Annotated in this window: 21 protein-coding genes and 2 pseudogenes; all 23 read left to right on the top strand. The window is 60.5% G+C overall.

What is annotated here, in order from left to right; translation table 11 throughout:
• Nucleotides 1–195 precede the first annotated feature (195 nt).
• Nucleotides 196–1,083, top strand: coding sequence for a carbohydrate ABC transporter permease (locus tag ACFSKT_RS22045; protein ID WP_377716492.1), 888 nt, complete (start codon nucleotides 196–198; stop codon nucleotides 1,081–1,083).
• A gap of 78 nt (nucleotides 1,084–1,161) precedes the next feature.
• Entirely contained in the window at nucleotides 1,162–3,360 is a 2,199-nt protein-coding gene (locus tag ACFSKT_RS22040; protein ID WP_377716494.1) for an exo-alpha-sialidase, read from the top strand.
• Nucleotides 3,361–3,759: 399 nt separating this feature from the next.
• Nucleotides 3,760–4,680 carry a dihydrodipicolinate synthase family protein gene (locus tag ACFSKT_RS22035; RefSeq protein WP_377716495.1) on the top strand — a complete coding sequence of 307 codons (921 nt, stop codon included), beginning with the start codon at nucleotides 3,760–3,762 and terminating at the stop codon, nucleotides 4,678–4,680.
• Between the two features lie 52 nt (nucleotides 4,681–4,732).
• Complete coding sequence (locus tag ACFSKT_RS22030) at nucleotides 4,733–6,139, top strand: ABC transporter substrate-binding protein (RefSeq protein WP_377716497.1); 1,407 nt, start codon at nucleotides 4,733–4,735, stop codon at nucleotides 6,137–6,139.
• Nucleotides 6,140–6,266: 127 nt separating this feature from the next.
• Nucleotides 6,267–7,142 (top strand): carbohydrate ABC transporter permease, encoded by an 876-nt coding sequence (locus ACFSKT_RS22025; RefSeq protein ID WP_377716498.1) that lies wholly within the window; start codon nucleotides 6,267–6,269, stop codon nucleotides 7,140–7,142.
• A gap of 12 nt (nucleotides 7,143–7,154) precedes the next feature.
• A complete protein-coding gene (locus tag ACFSKT_RS22020) occupies nucleotides 7,155–7,994 on the top strand; it encodes a carbohydrate ABC transporter permease (protein ID WP_377716500.1) in 840 nt (279 codons plus the stop codon).
• 28 nt (nucleotides 7,995–8,022) lie between these two features.
• On the top strand, nucleotides 8,023–8,733 hold the full coding sequence (locus ACFSKT_RS22015; RefSeq protein WP_377716502.1) for an N-acetylmannosamine-6-phosphate 2-epimerase: 711 nt from the start codon (nucleotides 8,023–8,025) through the stop codon (nucleotides 8,731–8,733).
• Nucleotides 8,734–8,744: 11 nt separating this feature from the next.
• Nucleotides 8,745–9,128: pseudogene (locus ACFSKT_RS22010) on the top strand (ROK family protein); the annotation flags it as partial.
• 67 nt (nucleotides 9,129–9,195) lie between these two features.
• On the top strand, nucleotides 9,196–9,624 hold the full coding sequence (locus ACFSKT_RS22005) for an ROK family protein (RefSeq protein ID WP_377776344.1): 429 nt from the start codon (nucleotides 9,196–9,198) through the stop codon (nucleotides 9,622–9,624).
• A 56-nt stretch (nucleotides 9,625–9,680) separates the two neighbouring features.
• On the top strand, nucleotides 9,681–10,133 hold the full coding sequence (locus ACFSKT_RS22000) for a NanQ anomerase/TabA/YiaL family protein (RefSeq protein WP_377716505.1): 453 nt from the start codon (nucleotides 9,681–9,683) through the stop codon (nucleotides 10,131–10,133).
• Nucleotides 10,134–10,346: 213 nt separating this feature from the next.
• Complete coding sequence (locus ACFSKT_RS21995) at nucleotides 10,347–11,591, top strand: threonine synthase (RefSeq protein ID WP_377716507.1); 1,245 nt, start codon at nucleotides 10,347–10,349, stop codon at nucleotides 11,589–11,591.
• Nucleotides 11,588–12,253, top strand: a complete 666-nt coding sequence (locus ACFSKT_RS21990) for an amino acid ABC transporter permease (RefSeq protein ID WP_377716508.1) — start codon at nucleotides 11,588–11,590, stop codon at nucleotides 12,251–12,253. Before ACFSKT_RS21995 ends, ACFSKT_RS21990 begins: the two co-directional genes overlap by 4 nt.
• Nucleotides 12,234–12,893: an amino acid ABC transporter permease gene (locus tag ACFSKT_RS21985; protein WP_377716510.1), complete on the top strand. Its 660-nt coding sequence runs from the start codon at nucleotides 12,234–12,236 to the stop codon at nucleotides 12,891–12,893. The genes ACFSKT_RS21990 and ACFSKT_RS21985 overlap by 20 nt, the downstream gene beginning before the upstream one ends.
• Before the next feature lie 36 nt (nucleotides 12,894–12,929).
• A complete protein-coding gene (locus ACFSKT_RS21980) occupies nucleotides 12,930–13,697 on the top strand; it encodes an amino acid ABC transporter ATP-binding protein (RefSeq protein WP_377716511.1) in 768 nt (255 codons plus the stop codon).
• On the top strand, nucleotides 13,694–14,650 hold the full coding sequence (locus tag ACFSKT_RS21975; RefSeq protein WP_377716513.1) for a transporter substrate-binding domain-containing protein: 957 nt from the start codon (nucleotides 13,694–13,696) through the stop codon (nucleotides 14,648–14,650). Before ACFSKT_RS21980 ends, ACFSKT_RS21975 begins: the two co-directional genes overlap by 4 nt.
• A gap of 284 nt (nucleotides 14,651–14,934) precedes the next feature.
• Nucleotides 14,935–15,837, top strand: a complete 903-nt coding sequence (locus tag ACFSKT_RS21970) for a class I SAM-dependent methyltransferase (protein ID WP_377716514.1) — start codon at nucleotides 14,935–14,937, stop codon at nucleotides 15,835–15,837.
• A gap of 95 nt (nucleotides 15,838–15,932) precedes the next feature.
• Nucleotides 15,933–16,730 carry a lipid II flippase Amj family protein gene (locus ACFSKT_RS21965; protein WP_377716515.1) on the top strand — a complete coding sequence of 266 codons (798 nt, stop codon included), beginning with the start codon at nucleotides 15,933–15,935 and terminating at the stop codon, nucleotides 16,728–16,730.
• A gap of 94 nt (nucleotides 16,731–16,824) precedes the next feature.
• Entirely contained in the window at nucleotides 16,825–17,241 is a 417-nt protein-coding gene (locus tag ACFSKT_RS21960) for a hypothetical protein (RefSeq protein WP_377716517.1), read from the top strand.
• Nucleotides 17,242–17,493: 252 nt separating this feature from the next.
• Nucleotides 17,494–17,772 (top strand): hypothetical protein, encoded by a 279-nt coding sequence (locus ACFSKT_RS21955; RefSeq protein ID WP_377716518.1) that lies wholly within the window; start codon nucleotides 17,494–17,496, stop codon nucleotides 17,770–17,772.
• A 28-nt stretch (nucleotides 17,773–17,800) separates the two neighbouring features.
• On the top strand, nucleotides 17,801–17,923 hold the full coding sequence (locus tag ACFSKT_RS21950; RefSeq protein WP_377716519.1) for a hypothetical protein: 123 nt from the start codon (nucleotides 17,801–17,803) through the stop codon (nucleotides 17,921–17,923).
• Between the two features lie 37 nt (nucleotides 17,924–17,960).
• Nucleotides 17,961–18,341: an iron chaperone gene (locus ACFSKT_RS21945; RefSeq protein ID WP_377716521.1), complete on the top strand. Its 381-nt coding sequence runs from the start codon at nucleotides 17,961–17,963 to the stop codon at nucleotides 18,339–18,341.
• 265 nt (nucleotides 18,342–18,606) lie between these two features.
• On the top strand, nucleotides 18,607–19,470 hold the full coding sequence (locus tag ACFSKT_RS21940) for a hypothetical protein (protein ID WP_377716522.1): 864 nt from the start codon (nucleotides 18,607–18,609) through the stop codon (nucleotides 19,468–19,470).
• A gap of 234 nt (nucleotides 19,471–19,704) precedes the next feature.
• A pseudogene (locus ACFSKT_RS21935) lies at nucleotides 19,705–21,024 on the top strand (alpha-L-fucosidase); the annotation flags it as partial.
• Nucleotides 21,025–21,038 lie beyond the last annotated feature (14 nt).

The following is a 21,038-nucleotide window of genomic DNA, read 5'->3' as shown; positions in this document are numbered from 1 at the left end:
AGCATGCAGCCAGTGAGCTAATTGGTTTGCGTGCGAGATCAGGCGCGCAGCATTTAGCAAACTGCTTGGTTTGCGTTCGCAATCGGAAGATTGGGAATGCAGCATGCAGCCGGTGAGCTAATTTGGTTTGCGTGCGAGATCAGGCGCGCGGCATTTAGCCAACTGCGTCATGAAGCAAGTCAGGGGGGCATCAAAATGAGTACATTTACGGAAGTCCGGCAGGGCGGCAAGCGGGAAGGGGTTGCGTTCGCGGGGCGGCGACGAGGCGAGTGGACCATCGGCAAAATCGCGTCCAACGTTTTGCTCGTTATCAGCGCGCTGCTGTTCATTTTCCCGTTTTACTGGATCGTCACCGGCGCCTTCAAGGTGCAGAACGTCGCGGTCGCCATTCCGCCGGAGTGGTTCCCGCTGGAGCCGACGCTCGATAATTTCCGGGTGCTGTTCAATAACCCGGTGTGGAAATGGGGCTTCAACAGCTTCTTTGTGGCGACGTGCGAAATGGTCGGCGTCTGCCTCGTCGCCTCGATGGCCGGCTACGTGCTGGCGAAGAAGCAATTTCCGGGCCGGAAGTTCATCTTTATCCTGTTCGTATCGGCGATGGCGCTGCCGAAGCAGGTCATCCTCGTGCCGCTGTTCACGATGCTGGCCGATTTCGGCTGGATCGACACGTACCAGGGGCTGATTTTGCCGGCGATCGGCTGGCCGTTCGGCGTGTTTCTAATGAAGCAGTTCGCGCAGACGATCCCGGGCGAGCTGATCGAAGCAGCCAAGATCGACGGCTGCTCGGAGCTGCGGTTGTTCTATCGCATCATCCTGCCGCTGTTGAAGCCGGCGCTGGGCGCGCTCGCGATTTTCACGTTCATCAACGCATGGAACGACTATTTCAGCCAGCTTATCATGACGCGATCGACGTCGATGATGACGCTGCCCCTCGGTCTCGCGACCCTGCAGGGCGAGTACACGACGCCTTACGGCGTGCTGATGGCGGGCGCGGCGCTCGCTTCGCTGCCGATGATCCTCATCTTCCTGCTGTTCCAGAAGGCGTTCACGCAGGGCATTACGATGGGCGCGGTCAAAGGGTAGTTGGCGGCGAAAGGAGGTGAGTATTCGTAATCGCGCACGTCCGAGCAATCAAACGATGAGTAAGGGAGAGATGTTGGGATGAAGTTTGGCACACTCATGCATGCCGCTCGCTGGATCGTTTGTTTTACCGTATTCGTCGCGGGGTTATCGCTGACGCCCTATGGATCGGAGGCCGCGCCGACGGATGGCCGGGTGCTCCAGTATACCCTGAACCGCTCCTTCAACGGCACGAGCGACTACGTGGACAAAACGTCGGATATCGCCACGGTCGCCTCGTTGACGCAAGGCTCCATCGTCGTCCGGTTCAAGACGACGAGCACCGCGGCGGCGAAGACGTTCATCAGCGCCTCGCACACCGCCGATCCGTCGAGCAACCTGTCGTTGACGATGAACGGCGGCACGGTGTATGTCGAGAATCGCGAGAACGGCGTCTACGCCACGCAGCTCAGCGCGGCCGGCTCGTTCAACGACGGCGCGTGGCATACCGCGGTGCTGTCCGTCGACGGAACCGGCACGCGCATCTACGTCGATGGCTTGCTGAAGGGCAGCACGACGTCCACGGCGTTTTTCTCGAACGTGACGAGTCTCAACGGCATGTGGATCGGACGCAATGCCGACAACGGCGGCGGCCAGTGGTATTACGCCGGCGAGCTGGCGTACGTGGACGTGTACAGCCGCGCCTGGTCGCAAGCGGAAGCGATGGAAGCCGCAGGCTTGCTGCCGCAAGCGGCGATGTCCGCTACCGTGAACCGTACCTTCAACGGCACGACGGATTACATCGATCGCACGCCGGACCTCCCCTCCGTCTCCGCTCTTACGCAAGGCGCGATCGTCGTCAAGTTCAAGTCGACGAGCGCCAATCCGGCGCAGACGTTCCTGAGCGCCTCGAACACGGCGGCGGCTTCGACCAACGTGTCGCTGACGATGAACAACGGCACGGTTTATTACGAGAACCGGACGAACGGCAACTACGCGACGCAGCTGAGCGCCACCGGCAAAATGAACGACAACAAGTGGCACACCGCCATTCTGAACGTCGATGCGACCGGCACGAAGATATACGTGGACGGGCAGCAGCGCGCGTCCTCGGCGTCGACGGCGTTCTTCGCCTCGGCCCAAGGACTGAACGGGCTGTGGATCGGGCGCAACGTCGATAACGGCGGCGGCCAATGGTACTACACCGGCAGCATGGCGTACGCCGCGGTGTATCCGGCGGCGCTGAACGCAAGCCAGATCAACATGCTGAGCGCCGTGTTCGAGGAGACGATCCTCTTCGATACGACCGACGGCAGAGGCTACGCGGAGTACCGGATTCCGAGCGTCGTCTCCACCGCCAACGGCACGATTCTGGCGGTGGCGGAAGCGAGAGCCGGCGGAGATCAGACGCCGACGGACCTTGTGTTGAAGCGCAGCACCGACGGCGGCGTCACGTTCTCCGAGCAGGTGATCCTGTCGCCGGGCAAATCGCAAGGCAATGCGGAGATGAACCCGATGCTGCTCGCCGCGAACACAGGCAATACGGTTCATTTGCTATGGGGACGCTGGGTGTGGGGCAACTGTCAATATTTCATCCGCACGAGCACGGATAACGGGCTGACGTGGGGCGCGGCAAGGGATATTACCTCCGTGTTGAACGCGTACAAAAACGCCGCCAGTCCTACCTACTTCGCGGGGCTCTCCGGTGCGGGCATGGGGCCGGGACACGGGTTCCAGATGACGAACGGGACGCTTGTCGTACCGATCTATCTGACGACGAGCGGCTGGACGAACAGCACGGTGGCGACGATCTACAGCACGGATGGCGGCGCGACGTGGCAAGCCGGTTCGCTCGTGCCGAACCCGAGCGGCTTCACGCGAATCCACGAGAATATGATGGTCGAGCTGTCGGACGGCCGGCTCATGACGAACATGCGCAATCCGGGCAGCGACTACCGGGCGGTCTCGATCGCAAGCGGCCCGACCGGAGCGTGGTCGACGCCGTATTCGGACACGACGCTCATCGATCCGATCGTCGCGGCCAGCCTGCAGCGCTACGATGCGAGCACGATACTGTTCACGAATCCGGCCCATATTTCGTCGCGCACCAACATGACGATCCGAATGAGCGGCGACGACGGCGCCACTTGGTACCGGTCCAAGGAAATTTACGCGGGGAACAACGGCTATTCCGATATCGCGGTCGCTCCGGACAAAACGATTTTCGTCTTCTACGAAAAGCCGGCCGCGAGCAAAATCGCGCTGGCCCGCATGAACAAGGCGTGGATCGAGTCGCCGTAAGGCGAAGCCGCGCCGAGCACGACGAGTAAATGTGCAGGAGCAGGGCAAGGATCCGAAGCATTCCGCCGCTTCTCCAACCCCGCCAACAATGCTGTCAGGTGAAGTAAAAACGTCGGGTGAACCCACCAGTGTCCTTTAGTTGACAGCCATAGGCACAGGCATTTGTCTTAGAACTGTCTTCAAAACCCACTGAAGCTTTGTCCGCAAGGACAAAAGCGTGCCCGGCTCCAGCCAACCCGCCGACCGCAAACAAACGTGCCAGCACGAAGAGGGAGTCCAGAGGGCAAAGCCCTTTGGAGCCTCCTCGGCGGAGGAGGTGGGAGGAGGGAGCAACAAAAGCGGGGTCAAAGGGGCGCAGCCCTTCTTAACAGCACCAATCCCACCAACGGAGGTTACATCATGGACATGGATTTGACCAAATTTCACGGCATCATTCCGGCGTTCTACGCCTGTTACGATGAGCAAGGGAACATGTCGGAGCCGCGAACGGCCGCTTTGGCAGATTACTTATACCAGAGGGGCGTGCAGGGCGTCTACGTCGGCGGAAGCTCCGGCGAATGCATCTACCACAGCGTGGAGGAGCGCAAGCAGGCCCTCGCTTACGCAGCGCGCGCTTTAAAAGGGAAAATGACGCTCATCGCCCATGTCGGCGCGCCTTCAACAAGAGACAGCATCGAGCTGGCCCGGCATGCGGCGGAGCTCGGATATGACGCGCTGTCGGCGATTCCGCCGATATATTTCAAGCTGCCGGACTCGGCGGTCGTCGGCTATTGGACGGCGATCATGGCGGCGACGGAGCTGCCGTTCATCATTTACAACATTCCGCAGACGACGGGCTATACGCTCACGCCGGCCGTCTTCCGGCAGCTGCTCGCGAATCCGAAGGTGATCGGGGTGAAGAACTCCTCGATGCCGGCGCTCGACATCGAACGCTTCAAGTCGGCGGGCGGCGACCGGGTCGTCGTCTTCAACGGGCCCGACGAACAGTTCGTCGCGGGCCGGATCATGGGCGCGGCGGCCGGAATCGGGGGCACGTACGCGGCGATGCCGGAGTTATATTTGCAGGCTGACCGGCTCGTGCGCGAAGGCCGCTTCGAAGAGGCCGGCAAGCTGCAAAGCAAGATCAACGACGTCATCGTCGCGCTCTGCTCGCTGGACGGCTCGATGTACGCGGCGATTAAGGAAGTGCTTCGCCGCCGTGGCGTGAATATCGGCGGCGTGCGGGCGCCGCTTGAGGACGTTTCGCCGGCGGACGCGGGACGGATCGACGGCATCGCCGCCGCGATCGACGCGCTGGTGAAGCGTTACGACGAAGCATGAGCGTAACCGGTATCGATTTTAGCCAACACAACGAACCAGGGGGAGAACAACCATGAAGCGCACACGCATTTTCGCGGCCGCGGCCGCGCTCACGGTATTGCTGGCAGGCTGCTCGAACGAAAATAACCCGAACAACTCGGCAGGGAGCGGCGGCGACGCATCGGGCGGCAAGGAACAGGTTGAGATCAAAGTCTGGCTGACGCCGCAATGGAAGGGCGTGCTTGATGCCTCCGAGGAGGGCGCCGATTACGACAGCTTCTTCAAGCACGCGGCGGAGAAGTTCGCGGCGCAGTACGACAAGTACGACGCGAAGGTGAACGTCGAGGTCATCGCGGGCGACCAGCGGGACCAACTGTTGAACGTCAACCTGAGCGGCGGCACGCCGCCGGACGTCTTCTTCGAGAGCGTCTTCGCCATGGGCGATTACGTCCACCGCGGCGCGCTCGTGCCGCTGACGGACATCGTCGACGACGCCGCGAAGCAGGACATCGCGGACAACTACTGGAGCTCGGTCACCTTCGGCGACGACATCTACTTCTACCCGTTCCAGAACAATCCGGGCACGCTCGTCTACAACGCGGACATGTTCCGCGCGGCGGGCCTTGCGAGCGACATCGGCGGCGAGAATGAAATCAAGACATGGACGCTGGCGGACTACGAGCGCATTCTGAAGACGCTGAAGGAGAAGCTGCCGGGCACCCCGTATGCCGGCGCTTACCCGATGGCGCTGTACGCGGTGAACAATCAAGGCGACACGTGGAATCTCGCCTACCTGCGCATGTTCGGCAGCAAATTTTTCGACGCGGAAGGCAGCATCGCGCTGGACGACGCGAGCGGGGCGAAGGCGGCCGCTTGGCTGAAGGCGATCAAGGACGCGGGCTACACGAATCCGGGACCGGAATCCGTCTCCTCCAATGACGCGAACGGCATGTTCCAGAACCAGCAGCTGGCGATCAGCTTCACCAACCCGGTTCTCTTCGCGAACGCGAAGGCGGACATGGCCAGCGGCAAAGCGCCGAAGTTCGACGCTCGCCTGGCGAACATTCCGTCGGAGAGCGGCGATCCGCTCACGTTCACTTATGTCGTCGGCGCGAGCGTGTTCCAGACGAAGGACGAGAAGCGGATCGAGGTCGCGAAGGATTTTGTTAAGTTCTTCTCCGCCGACCCCGAGCTCGTGAAGTCGTCGAAGAACGGCATTCCGGTCCGAAGCTCGGTCGCAGAGGCGTTCAAGGGCGAGAACCCGCTGTTCGCGGCTTATGACGCCAACGCGCAATACCTGTTCAACTTCACCGGCAACGTGCCGGGCTACAGCCAGCTGCGCGAGGTGCTGTATCCGGAGCTGCAGGCGCTGTACACGGGGGCGAAGACGCCGGAGCAGGCGGTCAAGGACTACCAAGCCGCTGGCAACAAGGTCATCGAGACGAACAAGGCGAACTCGGTTATATTCGGCGGGAAGTAAACCTTACCGTCCTCTCGTCACGCACATCAGGCACATCAATCCTACGCGGGGAGCATCCGGACGCGGACGTGGGCGCGTTAGCTAGCCGCCGGCACCTGGACGGATCTCCCCGGGAAAGGAAAACAACATGCGATTACGCAAACAAGCGCTTCAAGCGAATTTGACGGGTTACTTATTCATCCTGCCGCAAATGGCGATCTTCCTGCTGTTCCTCGTCTATCCGATTGTCGAAGGCATCCGGCTGAGCCTGTATCAGATCAACTACCAGGACGAGCGGTTCGTCGGCCTGGACAATTACGCCGCGCTGTTCAGCGATCCGGTCTTCTACAAGGCGCTGCTGAACACCGTCGTCTTCGTCGTATTCATCGTCTTGCTGACGGTCTTGTTCGCGCTGTTCGCGGCGTCCGCCGTCTTCGACAAGAATGCCAAATACGTCTCGTTCATCCGGGGCAGCTACTATATTCCGGTCATGGTGTCGATGGTCGTCATGAGCATGGTATGGAGCTTCCTGCTCAATCCGGCCAGCGGACTCATTTCTTATTTGGCAAGGGAGGCGGGAGCGGGGCAGGGGAATTTGCTCGGCGGCGGCAAGACGGTCATGCCGGTGATCATCTTCGTCACGTTCGCGACCAATGTCGGGCAGGCGATCATTCTGTACATCGCGGCGATGATCGGCGTGCCGAAGGATCTGTTCGAGGCGGCCGAGGTCGACGGGGCCAGCCGATGGCAGACGATCCGCCATATTCTCATCCCGTCTGTGCAGCCGTCGACGGTGTACATCACGATCATCAACATCATCGCCGTGCTGAAAATATTCGTCGTCATCCAGCTCTTGACCGGCGGCGGTCCGAACAACGGCTCCGTCACGCTCATGTACTACCTGTACAACAACGCGTTCAAATTCAACCAGCTCGGCACCGCTTCGGCTGTCGGCGTCATCATGTTCCTGATCACGCTGCTCCTTTCCGTACCTCAGCTTCGAAGCATGCTCAGACAGACGTAAGGAGGAGGCCGCATGCCGCAATCGACCAGCAAGAAAAGGGAGCCGTTCGATCTCGTCTCGAACGCTCTCGTCGCGTTCTTCGCCGTCCTGAACCTGTTCCCGCTGTACTGGCTGTTCACGAGCTCGCTGAAGAACAGCGCCGACGTCGTGAAGATGCCGCCGGACTGGTTCCCCGCGTCCATCACGTTCGACAACTACATCGACGTGTTCCGCAACCAGCCCGCGCTGCGCTGGACGTTCAATAGCTTGTTCGTGTCGGGCGTCAGCACGGTGCTCGTCATTATCGTGGGGGCGATGGCCGCGTACGCGTTCTCGAAGCTAACGTTCAAAGGGCGCAACATCATTTTCGTCGTCTTCATCTCGAGCCTCATGATTCCGAAGGAGATCATGATCGTGCCGCTGTTCCGGATCATTCAGGATTTCGGGATGGTGAACGAGCTGAGCGGGATGATCTGGCCGAATGTGGCGACGGCGTTCGGCGTATTCCTGTTAAAAGGGTTTTTCGACGCGACGCCGGACGCCCTGCGGGAAGCTTCGCGCATCGACGGGGCGGGCGAATGGCGCACGTTCGCCCAAATTATGCTTCCGATCGTGAAGCCCGGCATCGGGGCGCTGTTCATCCTGAATTTCGTGCAAGTGTGGAACGACTACCTGTGGCAGATGGTCGTCGGGCAGGAGAAGACCATGAAGACGCTCATGGTCGGCACCGCGACGCTCATGCAGGATCTGAATCCGAACTATGCGTACAAAATGGCGGGCGCGACCGTCGCGGCCATCCCGATGCTGATCATCTTCCTGCTGTTCCAGCGGTATTTCACGCACGGCATGACGGCCGGGGCGGTTAAAGAATGACATCCGGCACTAGAGGAGGAAACACGCAATGGATTACGGCGGAACAAAACTATTCGATGCCATAAACGGCAAGCTGATCGTCTCCTGCCAGGCGCTGCCGGAGGAACCGCTGCACAGCCCGTTCATCATGGGACGGATGGCGCGGGCGGCCGCGCTCGGCGGCGCGGCGGGCATTCGGGCGAATAGCGTGGAGGACATTCGCGAAATCAAAAAAGAAGTCGCGCTTCCGATCATCGGCATCATCAAGCAGGTGTACGACGGTTCGGACGTGTTCATCACGCCGACGGCCAAGGAAGTCGAGGCGCTCTTCCGGGAAGGCGTGGACATGATCGCCCTCGACGCGACTGATAGGATCAGACCGGACGGCGCGACGATCGAGCAGGCGTTCCCGATGCTGCGCCGGGCATTCGGCGATCAGCTGTTCATGGCGGATTGCGCGACGTTCGAGGAGGCGGCGCGGGCGGCCGAGCTCGGCTTTGACTGCGTGGCGACGACGCTGAGCGGCTATACGGCGGCGACTCGCGGCCGCGCGCTGCCGGACCTCGAGATGGCCGAGCGATTGGTGAAGACGGTAAGCGTGCCGGTCATCGCCGAAGGCGGCATCTCGACGCCGGAGGAGCTGAAGGCGCTGTTTGGCGTCGGCGTTCATGCGGCGGTCGTCGGCTCGGCGATCACGCGGCCGCTCGAGCTTACGCGGCGGTTCGTCGCGGCGACCCGCGCTTTTGATCCGATCGAATAGGGGGGAGAGCCATGAAGGTGCTGGCGGCGGACATAGGGGGAACGTCGACGAAAATGGGGGTATGCGACCGATCCGGACAGGTGGAGCGTTACCGGGAGTATCCGACCGAGGCGCTGCGCGGCGGGCCGCATCTGATGGAGCGGCTCATCGCCAATCTGGCCGAGTATGGGGAATACGACGCGATCGCGATCAGCACCGCGGGACAGGTGGACGCGGCGGCGGGCACGATCGTGTACGCCAACGGCAACATCCCGAACTACGCGGGCACGCGGATCAAGGATGAGCTGGAGGCGCGGTTCGGCAAGCCCGTCCGGGTCGAGAACGACGTGAACGCCGCCGCCCTCGGCGAGTCCGTCTTCGGCGCGGCGCGCGGATACCGGGATTTCCTCTGCCTCACCTTCGGCACGGGCATCGGCGGCGCGATCGTGCTGGGGGGCCGGCTGTACCGGGGGGGCGGACGGCGTGGCGGCGGAGTTCGGCCATATGTTCACGCACGCGCTCGGCGAGAGCGGGGACGCCGGGAAGGCGGCGTTCTACGAAGCATACGCCTCGACGTCGGCGCTCGTGCGCATCGCGGCCGGCATCGATCCGCTGTGCGCGGACGGCAGGACGTTCTTCGACCGGGTTAATCGAGGGGACGAGCGGATGGGCGCGATCCTGCAAGCTTGGGTATCCGAGACGGCGGCGGGACTGGCCTCGCTCATTCATATTTTCAATCCGCCGGCGATCATCGTCGGGGGCGGCGTCATGGAGCAGGAGCCGCTCGTGCGGATGGTGGAGCGGCGTACCCGGGAGCTGATCATGGATAGCTTCCAGGGCGTGCGCATCCTCCGGGCCGAGCTCGGCAACAAGGCGGGGATGCTTGGAGCGGCTTCGTTGTTTGCGGGGTAGGCAGCCGCTCAAGGCGCTATCGATTCGATTTTTCGCGGAGAAAAGAGGCGAGCAACATGATGTTAGGTTGGTTGGCGGATGCGAGCGGACGTCCCGAATACGCCGGGTTGGAAGAGTCACTGGCGGCTCTGAGGTCGCTCGCGGCGGACGATTGGCCGGAAGGCAAGACCGTCATCGACGGCGATCGCTTGTATGCGACGATCATGAAGGCGGCGGGCAGATTGCCGGACGAACTGCCGGCGGAGGCGCACGAACGTTATATCGATGTTCATTTGCTGCTGGAGGGAGAGGAGACGATCGGCTGGTCGCCGCGGCGCGAACCGTTGTCCTTGGTGAAACCCTATGACGAGGAGGCGGATTATCTGTTGGCCGCGCCTGCTCCGGACGAGGTGATGCTGAAGCTGTCGCCGGGCATGTTCGCGGTGTTCTACCCCTGGGAGCTTCATCGTCCGGGTCTCGGGGGCGGCGTGTTGAAGAAAGCGGTATTAAAACAAAGAATCGATACCTAGCTGAACCTCTATTAGAGCGTCTTCCCATGGAAGGCGCTCTAGAATTTTTCTCTTGTAAGTTGTGAAATAGGCCCGATTTCCTGACTTAAATCATAGTTGACATACAGGAATAGTATAATTTAGTATGGGGGATATTGGTTGTTTTAACCAATAATTATGATTGCCGCCGTGGCGGTCCGAATCGCTATCTTACGAAAGAGGTGACCAACATCCATGTTGTTCAGCTATGTATCGCATTTGGAATGCGCCAAATGCGCAGCGTCCTATTCGCATCGGGAACGACATCAGCTGTGCGCGTGCGGCTCACCGCTTCTGGTTCGCTATCATCTTGAAGCGCTGCGCAAAGCTTGGAGCAAGTCCGATCTGGCCGGCCGGGACAACAGCTTGTGGCGCTATCACGAGCTGCTCCCGGTCGAACATGAAGCGCACGTCGTCTCCCTCGGCGAAGGGATGACCCCGCTGCTGCCGATGCCCCGCGCGGGCGCGGGCATGGGCATTCCGAAGCTGTACATGAAGGATGAAGGGCTGGTGCCGACCGGTTCGTTCAAGGCCAGAGGCGCGGCCGTCGGCGTCTCGAAGGCGAAGGAGCTGGGCGTGCGCGCGCTCGCGATGCCGACCAACGGCAATGCCGGCGCGGCTTGGGCGCTGTACGCGGCGAGGGCCGGCATCGAGGCGGCGGTGGTCATGCCGGTCGACGCGCCGTATATCACCCGCGGCGAAGTCGCAATCTCTGGCGCCCGGCTTGCGCTCGTGGACGGCTTGATTAGCGACGCGGGCAAGATCGTCGCCCAAGCGGTGCGGGATGAAGGCTTGTACGATGCGTCCACGCTGAAGGAGCCTTATCGGATTGAAGGCAAGAAGACGATGGGGCTCGAGATCGCCGAGCAGATGGGATGGCGGCTGCCGGACGTCATTCTGTATCCGACCGGCGGCGGCGTCGGTTTGATCGGCATCTATAAGGCGCTGCTGGAGCTGAGGGAGATCGGCTGGATTGAAGGCAAGCTTCCGCGTCTGGTCGCCGTTCAAGCGGCGGGCTGCGCGCCGATCGTGAAGGCATGGGAGGAGGGGCGCTCCGAGTCGTCATTCTGGAGCGAATCGGCGACGATCGCCTTCGGCATCAATGTGCCGAAAGCGCTCGGCGACTTCCTGGTGCTGGAGGCCGTCTACGCCACCGGAGGCTGTGCGATCGCGGTCCGGGACGAAGAATTGCTCGCGGAGCAGCGCGAGGTCGCAACGCTGGAGGGCGCGTTCATCTGCCCGGAAGGCGCCGCCGTGTTCGCGGCGGCGCGTCGGTTAAGGGCGAGCGGCTGGATCAAGGATGAGGAGACGGTCATCGCGCTCAATACGGGGATGGGGATTAAATACCCGGATACCGTGCGGGCCGATGCGCCGATTGTGCCGCCGGGCGGGACGCTGCCCACGGGCTCGCAAGCCGGCGAAGGCGGGGAGTCGCGATGAGTTTCGATACGGAATTCGTGCTTCGCGTGCTGCCCCAATTCCTGAAGGCGACGCTCGTGACGTTCGAGATCGCGGGCATTGCCATCCTCGCTTCGATGCTGGTGGCATCGGCGAATGCGGCTATTCTTTTCTTCAGGCTAAGTGGGCTCGCGTTCCTGGTGCGGTTGTATGTGGAGCTCGCCCGCAATACGCCGCTGCTGATTCAGCTGTTCTTCCTGTACTTCGCGCTGCCGTCGCTCGGCATCCGGCTATCCGGGATGACGACGGCCATTCTGGCGATGACGTTCCTGGGCGGCGGCTACATGACGGAGGTATTCCGCGCCGGGATGGAAGCCGTCCCCAAGAGTCAGCTCGAATCCGGGCTCGCGCTCGGCTTGTCCCGGCTGCAGCTGCTGCGCGCGATCGTGCTGCCGCAAGCGATGCGCATTGGGACGCCAGCCTTGTTCGCGACCTTCGTGTTCCTGCTGAAGGAGACGACGGTCGTCTCGGCCGTATCGGTTCCCGAAATCATGTACACTACCACGAATTACATCGCGCTGTACTACAAAACGTACGAGATGCTCGCCGTCATGACCGGAATCTATCTGGTCATGTTCCTGCCGCTCTCCGCCCTTCTGAGCGCGCTCGAGAGGAGGTTTCGGCATGGACAGTTCGGGACTTGACGTGCTGCTCGGCGCGCTGCCGCAGCTAGGGAAGGGATTGCTCCAGACGCTCCTTATTGCCGCTTACTGCATTGCCATCTCCACGCCGGCCGGCATCGCGTTCGGCATATTACGTTCCTCCCGCCGGTTATGGCTGCGCGTGCTGACACGCGTTTACTTGGAGCTGTTTCGCTCCATGCCGATTCTCGTCTGGCTGTTCTTCTTTTTCTTTGGACTACCGATCTTCTTCGGCATCGATCTGCCGAGCGTGCCGTGCGCGGTGCTTGTCTTGTCGCTGTGGGGAATCACGGAGATCGGCGAGGTGGCCAGAGGCGCGCTGCAATCGCTGCCGAGCGGGCAGCGGGAGGCGGGCAAGGCGATCGGTCTGGGCACTGCGGACCTGTATGTTCACATCTTGATTCCGCAGGCGATGCGGCGAATGATCCCGCCTTCGATCAATGTCTATACGCGGATCATCAAGACGACTTCATTGACGGTCATGATCGGCGTCGTGGAGATGATCAAGAGCGGGCAGCAGATCATTGAGCGGACGGGCGAATCGGTGATCATATATGGCACGCTGTTCCTGTTGTATTTCCTGATCTGCTATCCGTTATCGGCGGTGTCGCGGCGGCTCGAGCGCCGGTGGGACGCCGCGTAGCCGACGGCCGGCGGATCGGGCGGAGAGGAGAATCGCATGGAGGAGACGATATTGGAGCTGCGGCAGGTCAGCAAGTCGTTCGGCGGCCAGCCCGTTCTCCGGGAGATTGACCTATGCATACAGAGAGGCGAGGTCATCGTGATTCTGGGTCCGAGCGGCTGCGGCAAGAGCACCTTGCTGCGGTGTATGAACGGATTGGAGGAGACGCAGAGCGGTACGATCCGGTTCGGCGGAGAAGCATTGACCGCTCGCGGGACGGATTGGCGGCAGATCCGGCAGCGGGTCGGGATGGTGTTCCAACACTATCACTTGTTCCCGCACATGACCGTAATGGAGAATATTTTGCTAGGGCCGGTCAAAGCGCAAAAGCGCGCGAAAGCCGAGGCGGAGGGGCAGGCGCTGCGGCTGCTCGGCCGCGTCGGGCTTGCCGACAAGAAGGACGCCTATCCACGGCAATTATCCGGCGGCCAGCAGCAGCGGATCGCCATCGTGCGGGCGCTGTGCATGAATCCCGAGGTTATGCTGTTCGACGAGGTGACGGCCGCGCTGGATCCCGAGATGGTGAAGGAAGTGCTGGAGGTCATGCTCGATCTGGCGGATCAGGGCATGACGATGGTCATCGTGACGCATGAGATCGGGTTCGCGAAAGCGGCGGCAGACCGGATCGTGTTCATGGATGAAGGACGCATAGCCGAGGTCGGAGACCCTCTTTCGTTCTTCGAAGAGCCGAAGACGGAGCGGGCACGGCGGTTTTTGCGGCAATTTTGGGAGATCGGCGATAGGCAAAGGAGGAGAATAAAATGAGAAAACGGTTTTTTTTAGCACTAATTCTTACTATTTTCATGGGGTTACTGGTTGGTTGCGGGAATAGCGGCAACCAGCCGGCCGGAGAATCGACGGGGGCTGCCGCGCAGACCGATAACTCGGAGACGAAGAATGCGGAGACGAAGAATGCGGAGACGAAGAACGCGGAGCCGGCGGGCGAGGCGCCCGCGGAAGGCGGCGCGATCCAGAAAATCAAAGACCGCGGCAAGCTGATCGTCGGCGTCTTCAGCGACAAGCCGCCATTCGGCTATGTCGACGAGAAAGGCGATTTCGTCGGACTGGATAACGAGCTGGCCAAACGCTTCGCGAAGGATCTGCTGGGCGACGAGTCAAAGATCGAGTTCGTGACCGTGGAGCCGGCGAGCCGCATTCCGTACCTGCAGAGCGATAAGGTAGATCTGATCGTAGCCAACATGACGGTGACGGAGGAGCGGAAGCAAGCGGTCGATTTCACGAATCCGAATTTGAAGGTGGCGACCCAAGTCATCGTCAGCGACAAGAGCGGCATCAAGACGCTGGCGGATTTGAAAGGGAAGAAGATCATCGTGACAAAAGGCACGACGGCCGACCTTTACTTGACCGAGAATTACCCAGATGTCGAACTGGTCAAATACGAGAAAAACACGGAGTCGCTGCAGGCGCTCGCGGACGGACGCGGCGACGGTTACGCGCAGGATAATTTCATCCTGTTCGCATGGGCGAAGAAAAACCCGGGCTTCACGGTCGTTCCCGAGAAGTTGGAGAAGGAAGCGCCGATCGCCCCGGCCGTGAAGAAAGGGAACACGGAGCTGCGGGACTGGGTCAATCAGGAGCTGGAGCTGCTGGCGAAGGAGAAGTTCCTGCTGGGACTCTACGACAAATACGTCAAGCCGGAGCTTGGTCCGGACGTCGATCCGTACGACGTCATCGTGGAAGGCGGCACGCTGGTGTAGCGCCGATTAGGGATCGGGCGTTAGAAAGGAGCGTTTCTCGGGAGAGACGCTCCTTTTTCGTGCGGATCGCTAAGCATGGCATTCGTTCGGCATAGGCAAGCGGCGGAAGCGGATCGACCTGCCTATTCGCCTTCGCGGCTGACGGTTAACCGTCGGCCTTTTTCGCATACGCGGGAAGGAATGGGCGCGGCGGCGCAGAATGCATAACTGCATGTTAAAAAATGGGATGAATAGCGACCAACTGCGGGATGGATGGCGGGATTACAATCGAAGGAGGCAGCCGATTGAGCGACTATTTCTGGGATAGCCAAATCGAATATCTCCGTAAAACGAGGGACCTGTACTATAACGACGACTATCTGGCATTCCTGGTCCAAATGGTATGGAAAATGACGAGTCCGGTGCGCGTCGTCGACTTTGGCTGCGGATACGGTTTGTTGGCCGCCAAGCTGATGCCGCTTCTCCCGGAGGGTTCCAGCTATACCGGAATCGACGCGGGCGTGAAGCTGATCGAGCATGCGAGCGAGTTGTTCAAAGACGCGCCGTTCGAGGCCGAATTTATCGTCGGCGATCTGACGGCGATGGACATTGCCGGCACCTACGACTTGGCCGTCTGCCACGCGTTCCTGCTGCATATGGAAGATCCCCGCACGATGCTGCGCAAGATGCGCGATTGCCTGGAGGATGGCGGCCGGATCGCGTGCTTTGAGCCGCATTGGATCGCGAATATGGCGAACTATCATTTCGATGGCCATTCGTTGTCGGAAGTCGTTCAGCTTGGCGTGCTGCAGAAGCTGTTCGAGCAGGATGCGGCGCGCGGCGGGCGCGACGGCAACATCGGGCTGAAGCTTCCGGTCTATATGAGCGAGCTTGGCGCGCGCGACATCGACTGCCGGGTGAGCGACAAGGTCAACTTCCTGAATCCCGCTGAGGAAGCGGTACGGACGGAGGCGCTGTTCAACGCTTTGAAGGAGGAGGGGATCGGCGGCGATCCCGGCGATGCCGACGCCTACCTGGCCAATCTCACGAGCCGGGGCCTTACCGAGGAGGAAGCGATGCGCGCATACGGCGCGGAGCGGCTCCTCTCCGAGCGATTCGACCGCGAGCGGGCACTCGTCTATGCCCCGAATATGAAGATCACGACGGGGGTCATTCGACGCTCCGATGAAGCATTAGCCGCCCAATAATAAGAAAGATGTGCAACGGAAGTTTCTCTTTTTGACCGGGACAACGTTCGATATGCTGATGTTGAATATTGACGGTGAATAAGGGAGGATGCATCATGACGGAAAGGCTGATCGGCATCGCGCTGCTGACGCTGACCATCCATGCGGCGGAGACGCTCTCATATGCGGTCCGCATGGCCGGCATTCGCACGGGGAAGCTGGCGATCGCGCTGTCGCTGACGGGGATGATCGTGTTAGTCGCACGTACTTCGAATATTGCGCAGGGGACAATGACGGGGAAGATCGTGGATTTTGCGAAGACCCACGGAGATTTCGATCTGGCCGGGAGCTTCCGGTTCATTATTGGGGGCGCGTCGGCCGGCACGCTGGTCGCGATCGCGCTGTTTCCGACGTTCGTGCAGCTATCGGCCCGGCTGATCGCCCATCTGGAGAAAGCCGGTTCTGTACCCGGGATGGCGCGGAGCCTCATGCGCGCCGATGCGATCCGGCATAGCGTACATCATATCCGCAGACCACGGCTGGCCATGGTGCGGCGCTTCCGCAAGGGCGGCTACCCGCTGCGCCTCATGCTGCTGAACGGCTTCGTCACGGCGATTTACACCGTGGGCGTGCTCGCGGCGTTGTATGCGTCTTCGCTGCCGGGTCCCTATAGCATCGGCATTTCGCAATCGTCGGGCTTGATCAACGGACTGGCGACGATTCTGCTGACGGTGCTGATCGATCCGCATGTAGCGTTGATGACGGATCGGGCGCTGCGCCAGGAGGCCGCGCTCGCTTCGGTCAACCAGCTGTACGGCGCGCTCATGCTGTCGCGATTGGGCGGCACGCTGCTCGCGCAGGCGCTGTTCCTGCCGGCGGCCTATTGGGTGCAGTGGGCAGTGCCTTATTTGTAAGGAAAGGAGCATAGCATGCGGGACGATCCGATCGTCGAAATGCTCCGCAACATCCCCACCGTTTCGGCCGTCTGGAACGTGAAGGAGGGAGCGCATGAGAACGATGATCGCTCTGCTGCTCGGACTCGGTATCTTATTGACCGGGTGCAGCGAGCAGCCGGGTTTGCCGACGCTGAAGCAGGTCGAAGAAAGCTTTGCGTCTCAAGGCATTCCGCTAACCCGATCGCCGGAGCTGGCGCCGAAGAGTATCTTTCGCATGACGCTTCAAGGCGTGACGCCCGAAGGATTCTCCGTGAACGGGGATCAGTTGGTCAGCGTGTATATCTTGAGATCGGCCAAGGAAGTAGGCAAGGCTGTCTTGGAGTTTGAAGCCAATACGGCGGCGGCCAGCGTTGAAGATCATGACCGCTATGAGGTAGGGAACGTGTTTATTTTCTATGGCGCGGAAGGAATTCAGAAGGATGAGCGCGTCGATCAGGCTGTCGAACGGCTGCGGGGCATGCTGAAGTAGCGCGATTGCGCTCGCGACTGCCGTTGGCGCATGGATTAGAGCAGGGTATCAATCAGCGTTAGCAGCGAAGCCATTAGCGCGGTAAATAAAATGTAGAGGCGAGTTAGCATGATGAGCCCTCCTTGGCATGACATTCGAATTTTTCTTCAACATTTACCAGGTTTAGTATGCTTAGCGGCAAAACGCATTATGCAGTTATTGGCATGCATGATGAGCGGATTAGCAACAAAAGGGAGGAGGAGAGACCCTAACATGAGCTTAAGAACGTTACGGTTCATCGCGATCGGTCTCGCCGCAACAGCGATCGCCGCGTTTGTCGTTGACGGTCTCTATGTCACGCATCGGCAGTCTTATGACGGGTTCGGCATGTTGGCCACGTTCATCCTGCCGCCGATCGGCATCGCGGCCGCCAGTCTCGCGAACAAGCGATCGGACTCCGCCAAGGATCTCCTCCTTATTTGCTTGAATATCCTCGCTTTTTTCACCTTTTGGCTGTATATGTTTTTCGGCACGCTGTTGTGGGGACCATGAAACAACGGAAGCGGGAGGGGAGAAGGGAATGGAATTTCTCGGCTTTGTCATCGTGATCGGCATTATTTCGATTATTGCGTACCTCAGAGCGATTCATATTTCGCTCCAGCGGTTATTGGAGACCAAGGAGTCCGATCGGAACCTTCATTGATCGGCTATGGCCTAGGTACGGGACAAGGAGTGAGTGAATGGAAGAAATCAAGCACGCGCCCGATACGATCGACGCGTATATCGCCGGCTTCGCGCCCGACATTCGGGAGCGACTGCAGGCGCTTCGGAACGTCATCAAGGAGGCCGCGCCGGATGCGACGGAGAAGATCAGCTACCGGATGCCGACGTTCGAGCTGCATGGCAACCTGGTTCATTTCGCGGCCTTCGCGAATCATATCGGGTTCTATCCGACGCCGAGCGGGATCGCGGCATTCCAGGAGGAGCTATCGGTATACCAGGGGGCCAAAGGATCGGTTCAGTTTCCGCTCGATCAGCCGCTTCCGCTTGATCTCGTGCGTGCCATCGTACGCTACCGGGTAGCCGAGAACATCGAGCAAGCGACGAAGAAGAAGTCGTGACGCTCGGCCGCGATTTCAGCGCCAGCCCTACATAACTCAAGACCGCGAGCCGCCTGCAAGGGCGGTTTTTTTGTTTGCCTTAGCGGTCGCCATGCATCGGCTTCGATCTCGCGCGTAACCGTCGTCTCAAAAAATAGAATCTCTTCAAAGTAAGTTTTGGTAAAATAAGTCTAGTAATGGCGTTCGACAAGGAGAGGGCGGTGAGCTTCAAGCGAATAAGCATGGCGATGAGAGGGTGCGGAGCAATCAGTAAGGGGGGAGCAAGATGATTCGAAATCGGACGATTCGCGTGATCATTGGGGCGCTGGCGCTGTTCATCGCGGGCTGCGCGGACGGCGCCGCGGGCGACGAGCGGACGGCGGAGACGTATATAGAAGGTCATCGTTACGCGGTTATATCCAGAGAAGGCTTGCTGAACCAATACGTGCTGACACGAGAGAAGCTGTACGGGAGCGGCTTGGAGTCCGCGATGAACATGCAGACGTGGGGCGTGCAGCTCGTGCCGCCGGATGCTTATATCGGGAAGGAAGTCAAGGAATACGGGTTCACCGTGAACGATCATCCGCTCGTAGACAAGTACCGCTCGCATATTCAACTGGTCGTGCTCATGTCCGAAGGCAAGGTCATCGGCGGCACGTCGTTCCCGGTTAACGAGGGCAGCGAAATGCGGATCGGCGCGCCTTTTTCCGTCGACGGCCGAACGCTGGAGGAGGTAACGGGGCTGTCCTACGAGGAATGGGTCGCCAGCTGGAACCGCAAGTACGGTCCGCCGGCAGCGCCGGGGAATCAGGATTTGCGGGAGGGCGAGATTGCGCTCGTCGAGTTGTTATGTCATGAAGGCCTGCCGAATCCCGGCTGTACCGATTGGCAGGCCGACGCGCCGGAGGCCATCCATGCGTTCGTCCAGGCGATTCGGAGCGCGGAGTCCATGGCCGGTCCCATCAATGACATGGCGCAATACGATATGAATCTGGTCTACCGGAATCAGACGACGAAGCGCTACCACATCACGCTGGGGACCGATCGCGGCATGAACGGGATGCTGGTCGACTTGGAGAATACGGACCAAGGCTATGCGATCCCGGCGGAGCAGGCGAATAAGCTGCGGGATTGGATTGCCGGGAGCTAGCACGGATAAGGTGCGGCGCAATGACGACAAGAAGCGGGACGTCCAGCGGGCCATGTGGTCCGCTGGATTTTTTCATAACGAAGCCATGGCGGACGCGGCGCGTCCATCGATCCCCCGCGCAAAGACAAAAGGTAAAGAATGTGCACGCGGAAGTTCGTTTTGGTTATTCCGCTATTCGAGCACCTCTCCCTATAATGATAGCAAACAATTCGTTCATGAAATGGAGAGGTTCCAATGAAGGCGCATTCGGTAGTAGAAGAACGCGAGGCGCGCACGGCGTGGTTTCGCGAGGCGAGATTCGGGATGTTTATCCACTGGGGATTGTACGCGATACCCGCCCGGGGCGAGTGGGTGCGCAGCTTCGAGCGCATGCCGGTCGAGGCGTACCAGCCGTACTTCGAGCAATTCGATCCGACGGGCTACGACCCGGCCGCATGGGCCAGGGCAGCGAAGCAAGCGGGGATGAAATACGCGGTGCTGACCGCGAAGCATCATGACGGGTTCTGTCTGTTCGATAGCGCGCTGACGGACTACAAGGCGACGAGCACGCCGGCAGGGCGCGATCTCGTGCGCGAGTTCGTCGAGGCGTTCCGCGCGGAAGGCCTCAAGGTCGGCTTGTATTATTCGCTGCTCGACTGGCATCATCCCGACTATCCGGCGTACGGAGACAAGCACCATCCGATGCGCGACGACCCGGCTTACGCGCGCGACCCGAAGCATTTCGACCGCTACCTCGATTACATGCACGCTCAAATCCGAGAGCTGCTTACCGGGTACGGCAAGCTGGACGTCATGTGGTTCGATTTCTCTTACGACGAGCTGTCCGGCGAGAAATGGCGGGCGACGGAGCTGATGAACATGATCCGCGAGCTGCAGCCGGACATGCTGATCGACAACCGGCTGGAAGTGAACGGCGAGCGCCAGAGCAGCATCTATACCGATGAACCGCTCGTCTATGCGGGCGACTTCGCCTCGCCGGAGCAAATCGTGCCGCCTGCGGGGATAATCAGCAACGGCGGACAGCCGATTCCATGGGAAGCCTGCATCACGCTGAATAATAATTGGGGCTACGCGCCGGCGGACAGCGCGTACAAATCGGCTACGACGGTCATCCGCAAGCTGGTCGAATGCGTCAGCAAGAACGGCAACCTGCTGTTGAACGTCGGTCCCGACGCGAAAGGAAGGATCCCGGATGAGTCGCTCGCCATTCTCCGGGAGGTCGGCGCGTGGATGGAGCGTAACGGCGAGAGCGTCTACGGCTGCGGCGCCGCCGATCTGGAGAAGCCCGAGTGGGGCCGCTACACCCGCCGGGGGAACAAGCTGTACGCGCACCTGTTCGAGCCAAGCATCGGGGCCGTCCTGCTGCAAGGGCTGGAGGGTCGAATCAAGCAGGCGCGACTGCTGGCTGACGGCTCGGAGCTGCACATGGCGCGGCCGTGGAATGCCGAACTCTTCCCGAACGACGCGTTCGTTAATTTCGCCCTGCCGGTACACGCGACCTACGAGCTGCCGGATGCGCGAGATACGGTAGTGGAGCTCGAGCTCGCTTCCCAACCCGGCCGCGAGCC

The organism is Paenibacillus xanthanilyticus (genome assembly GCF_042682185.1).
In the GTDB taxonomy this organism is placed as follows: Bacteria; Bacillota; Bacilli; order Paenibacillales; family Paenibacillaceae; genus Paenibacillus_Z; species Paenibacillus_Z xanthanilyticus.
This window is presented reverse-complemented; position numbering and strand designations above follow the sequence as displayed.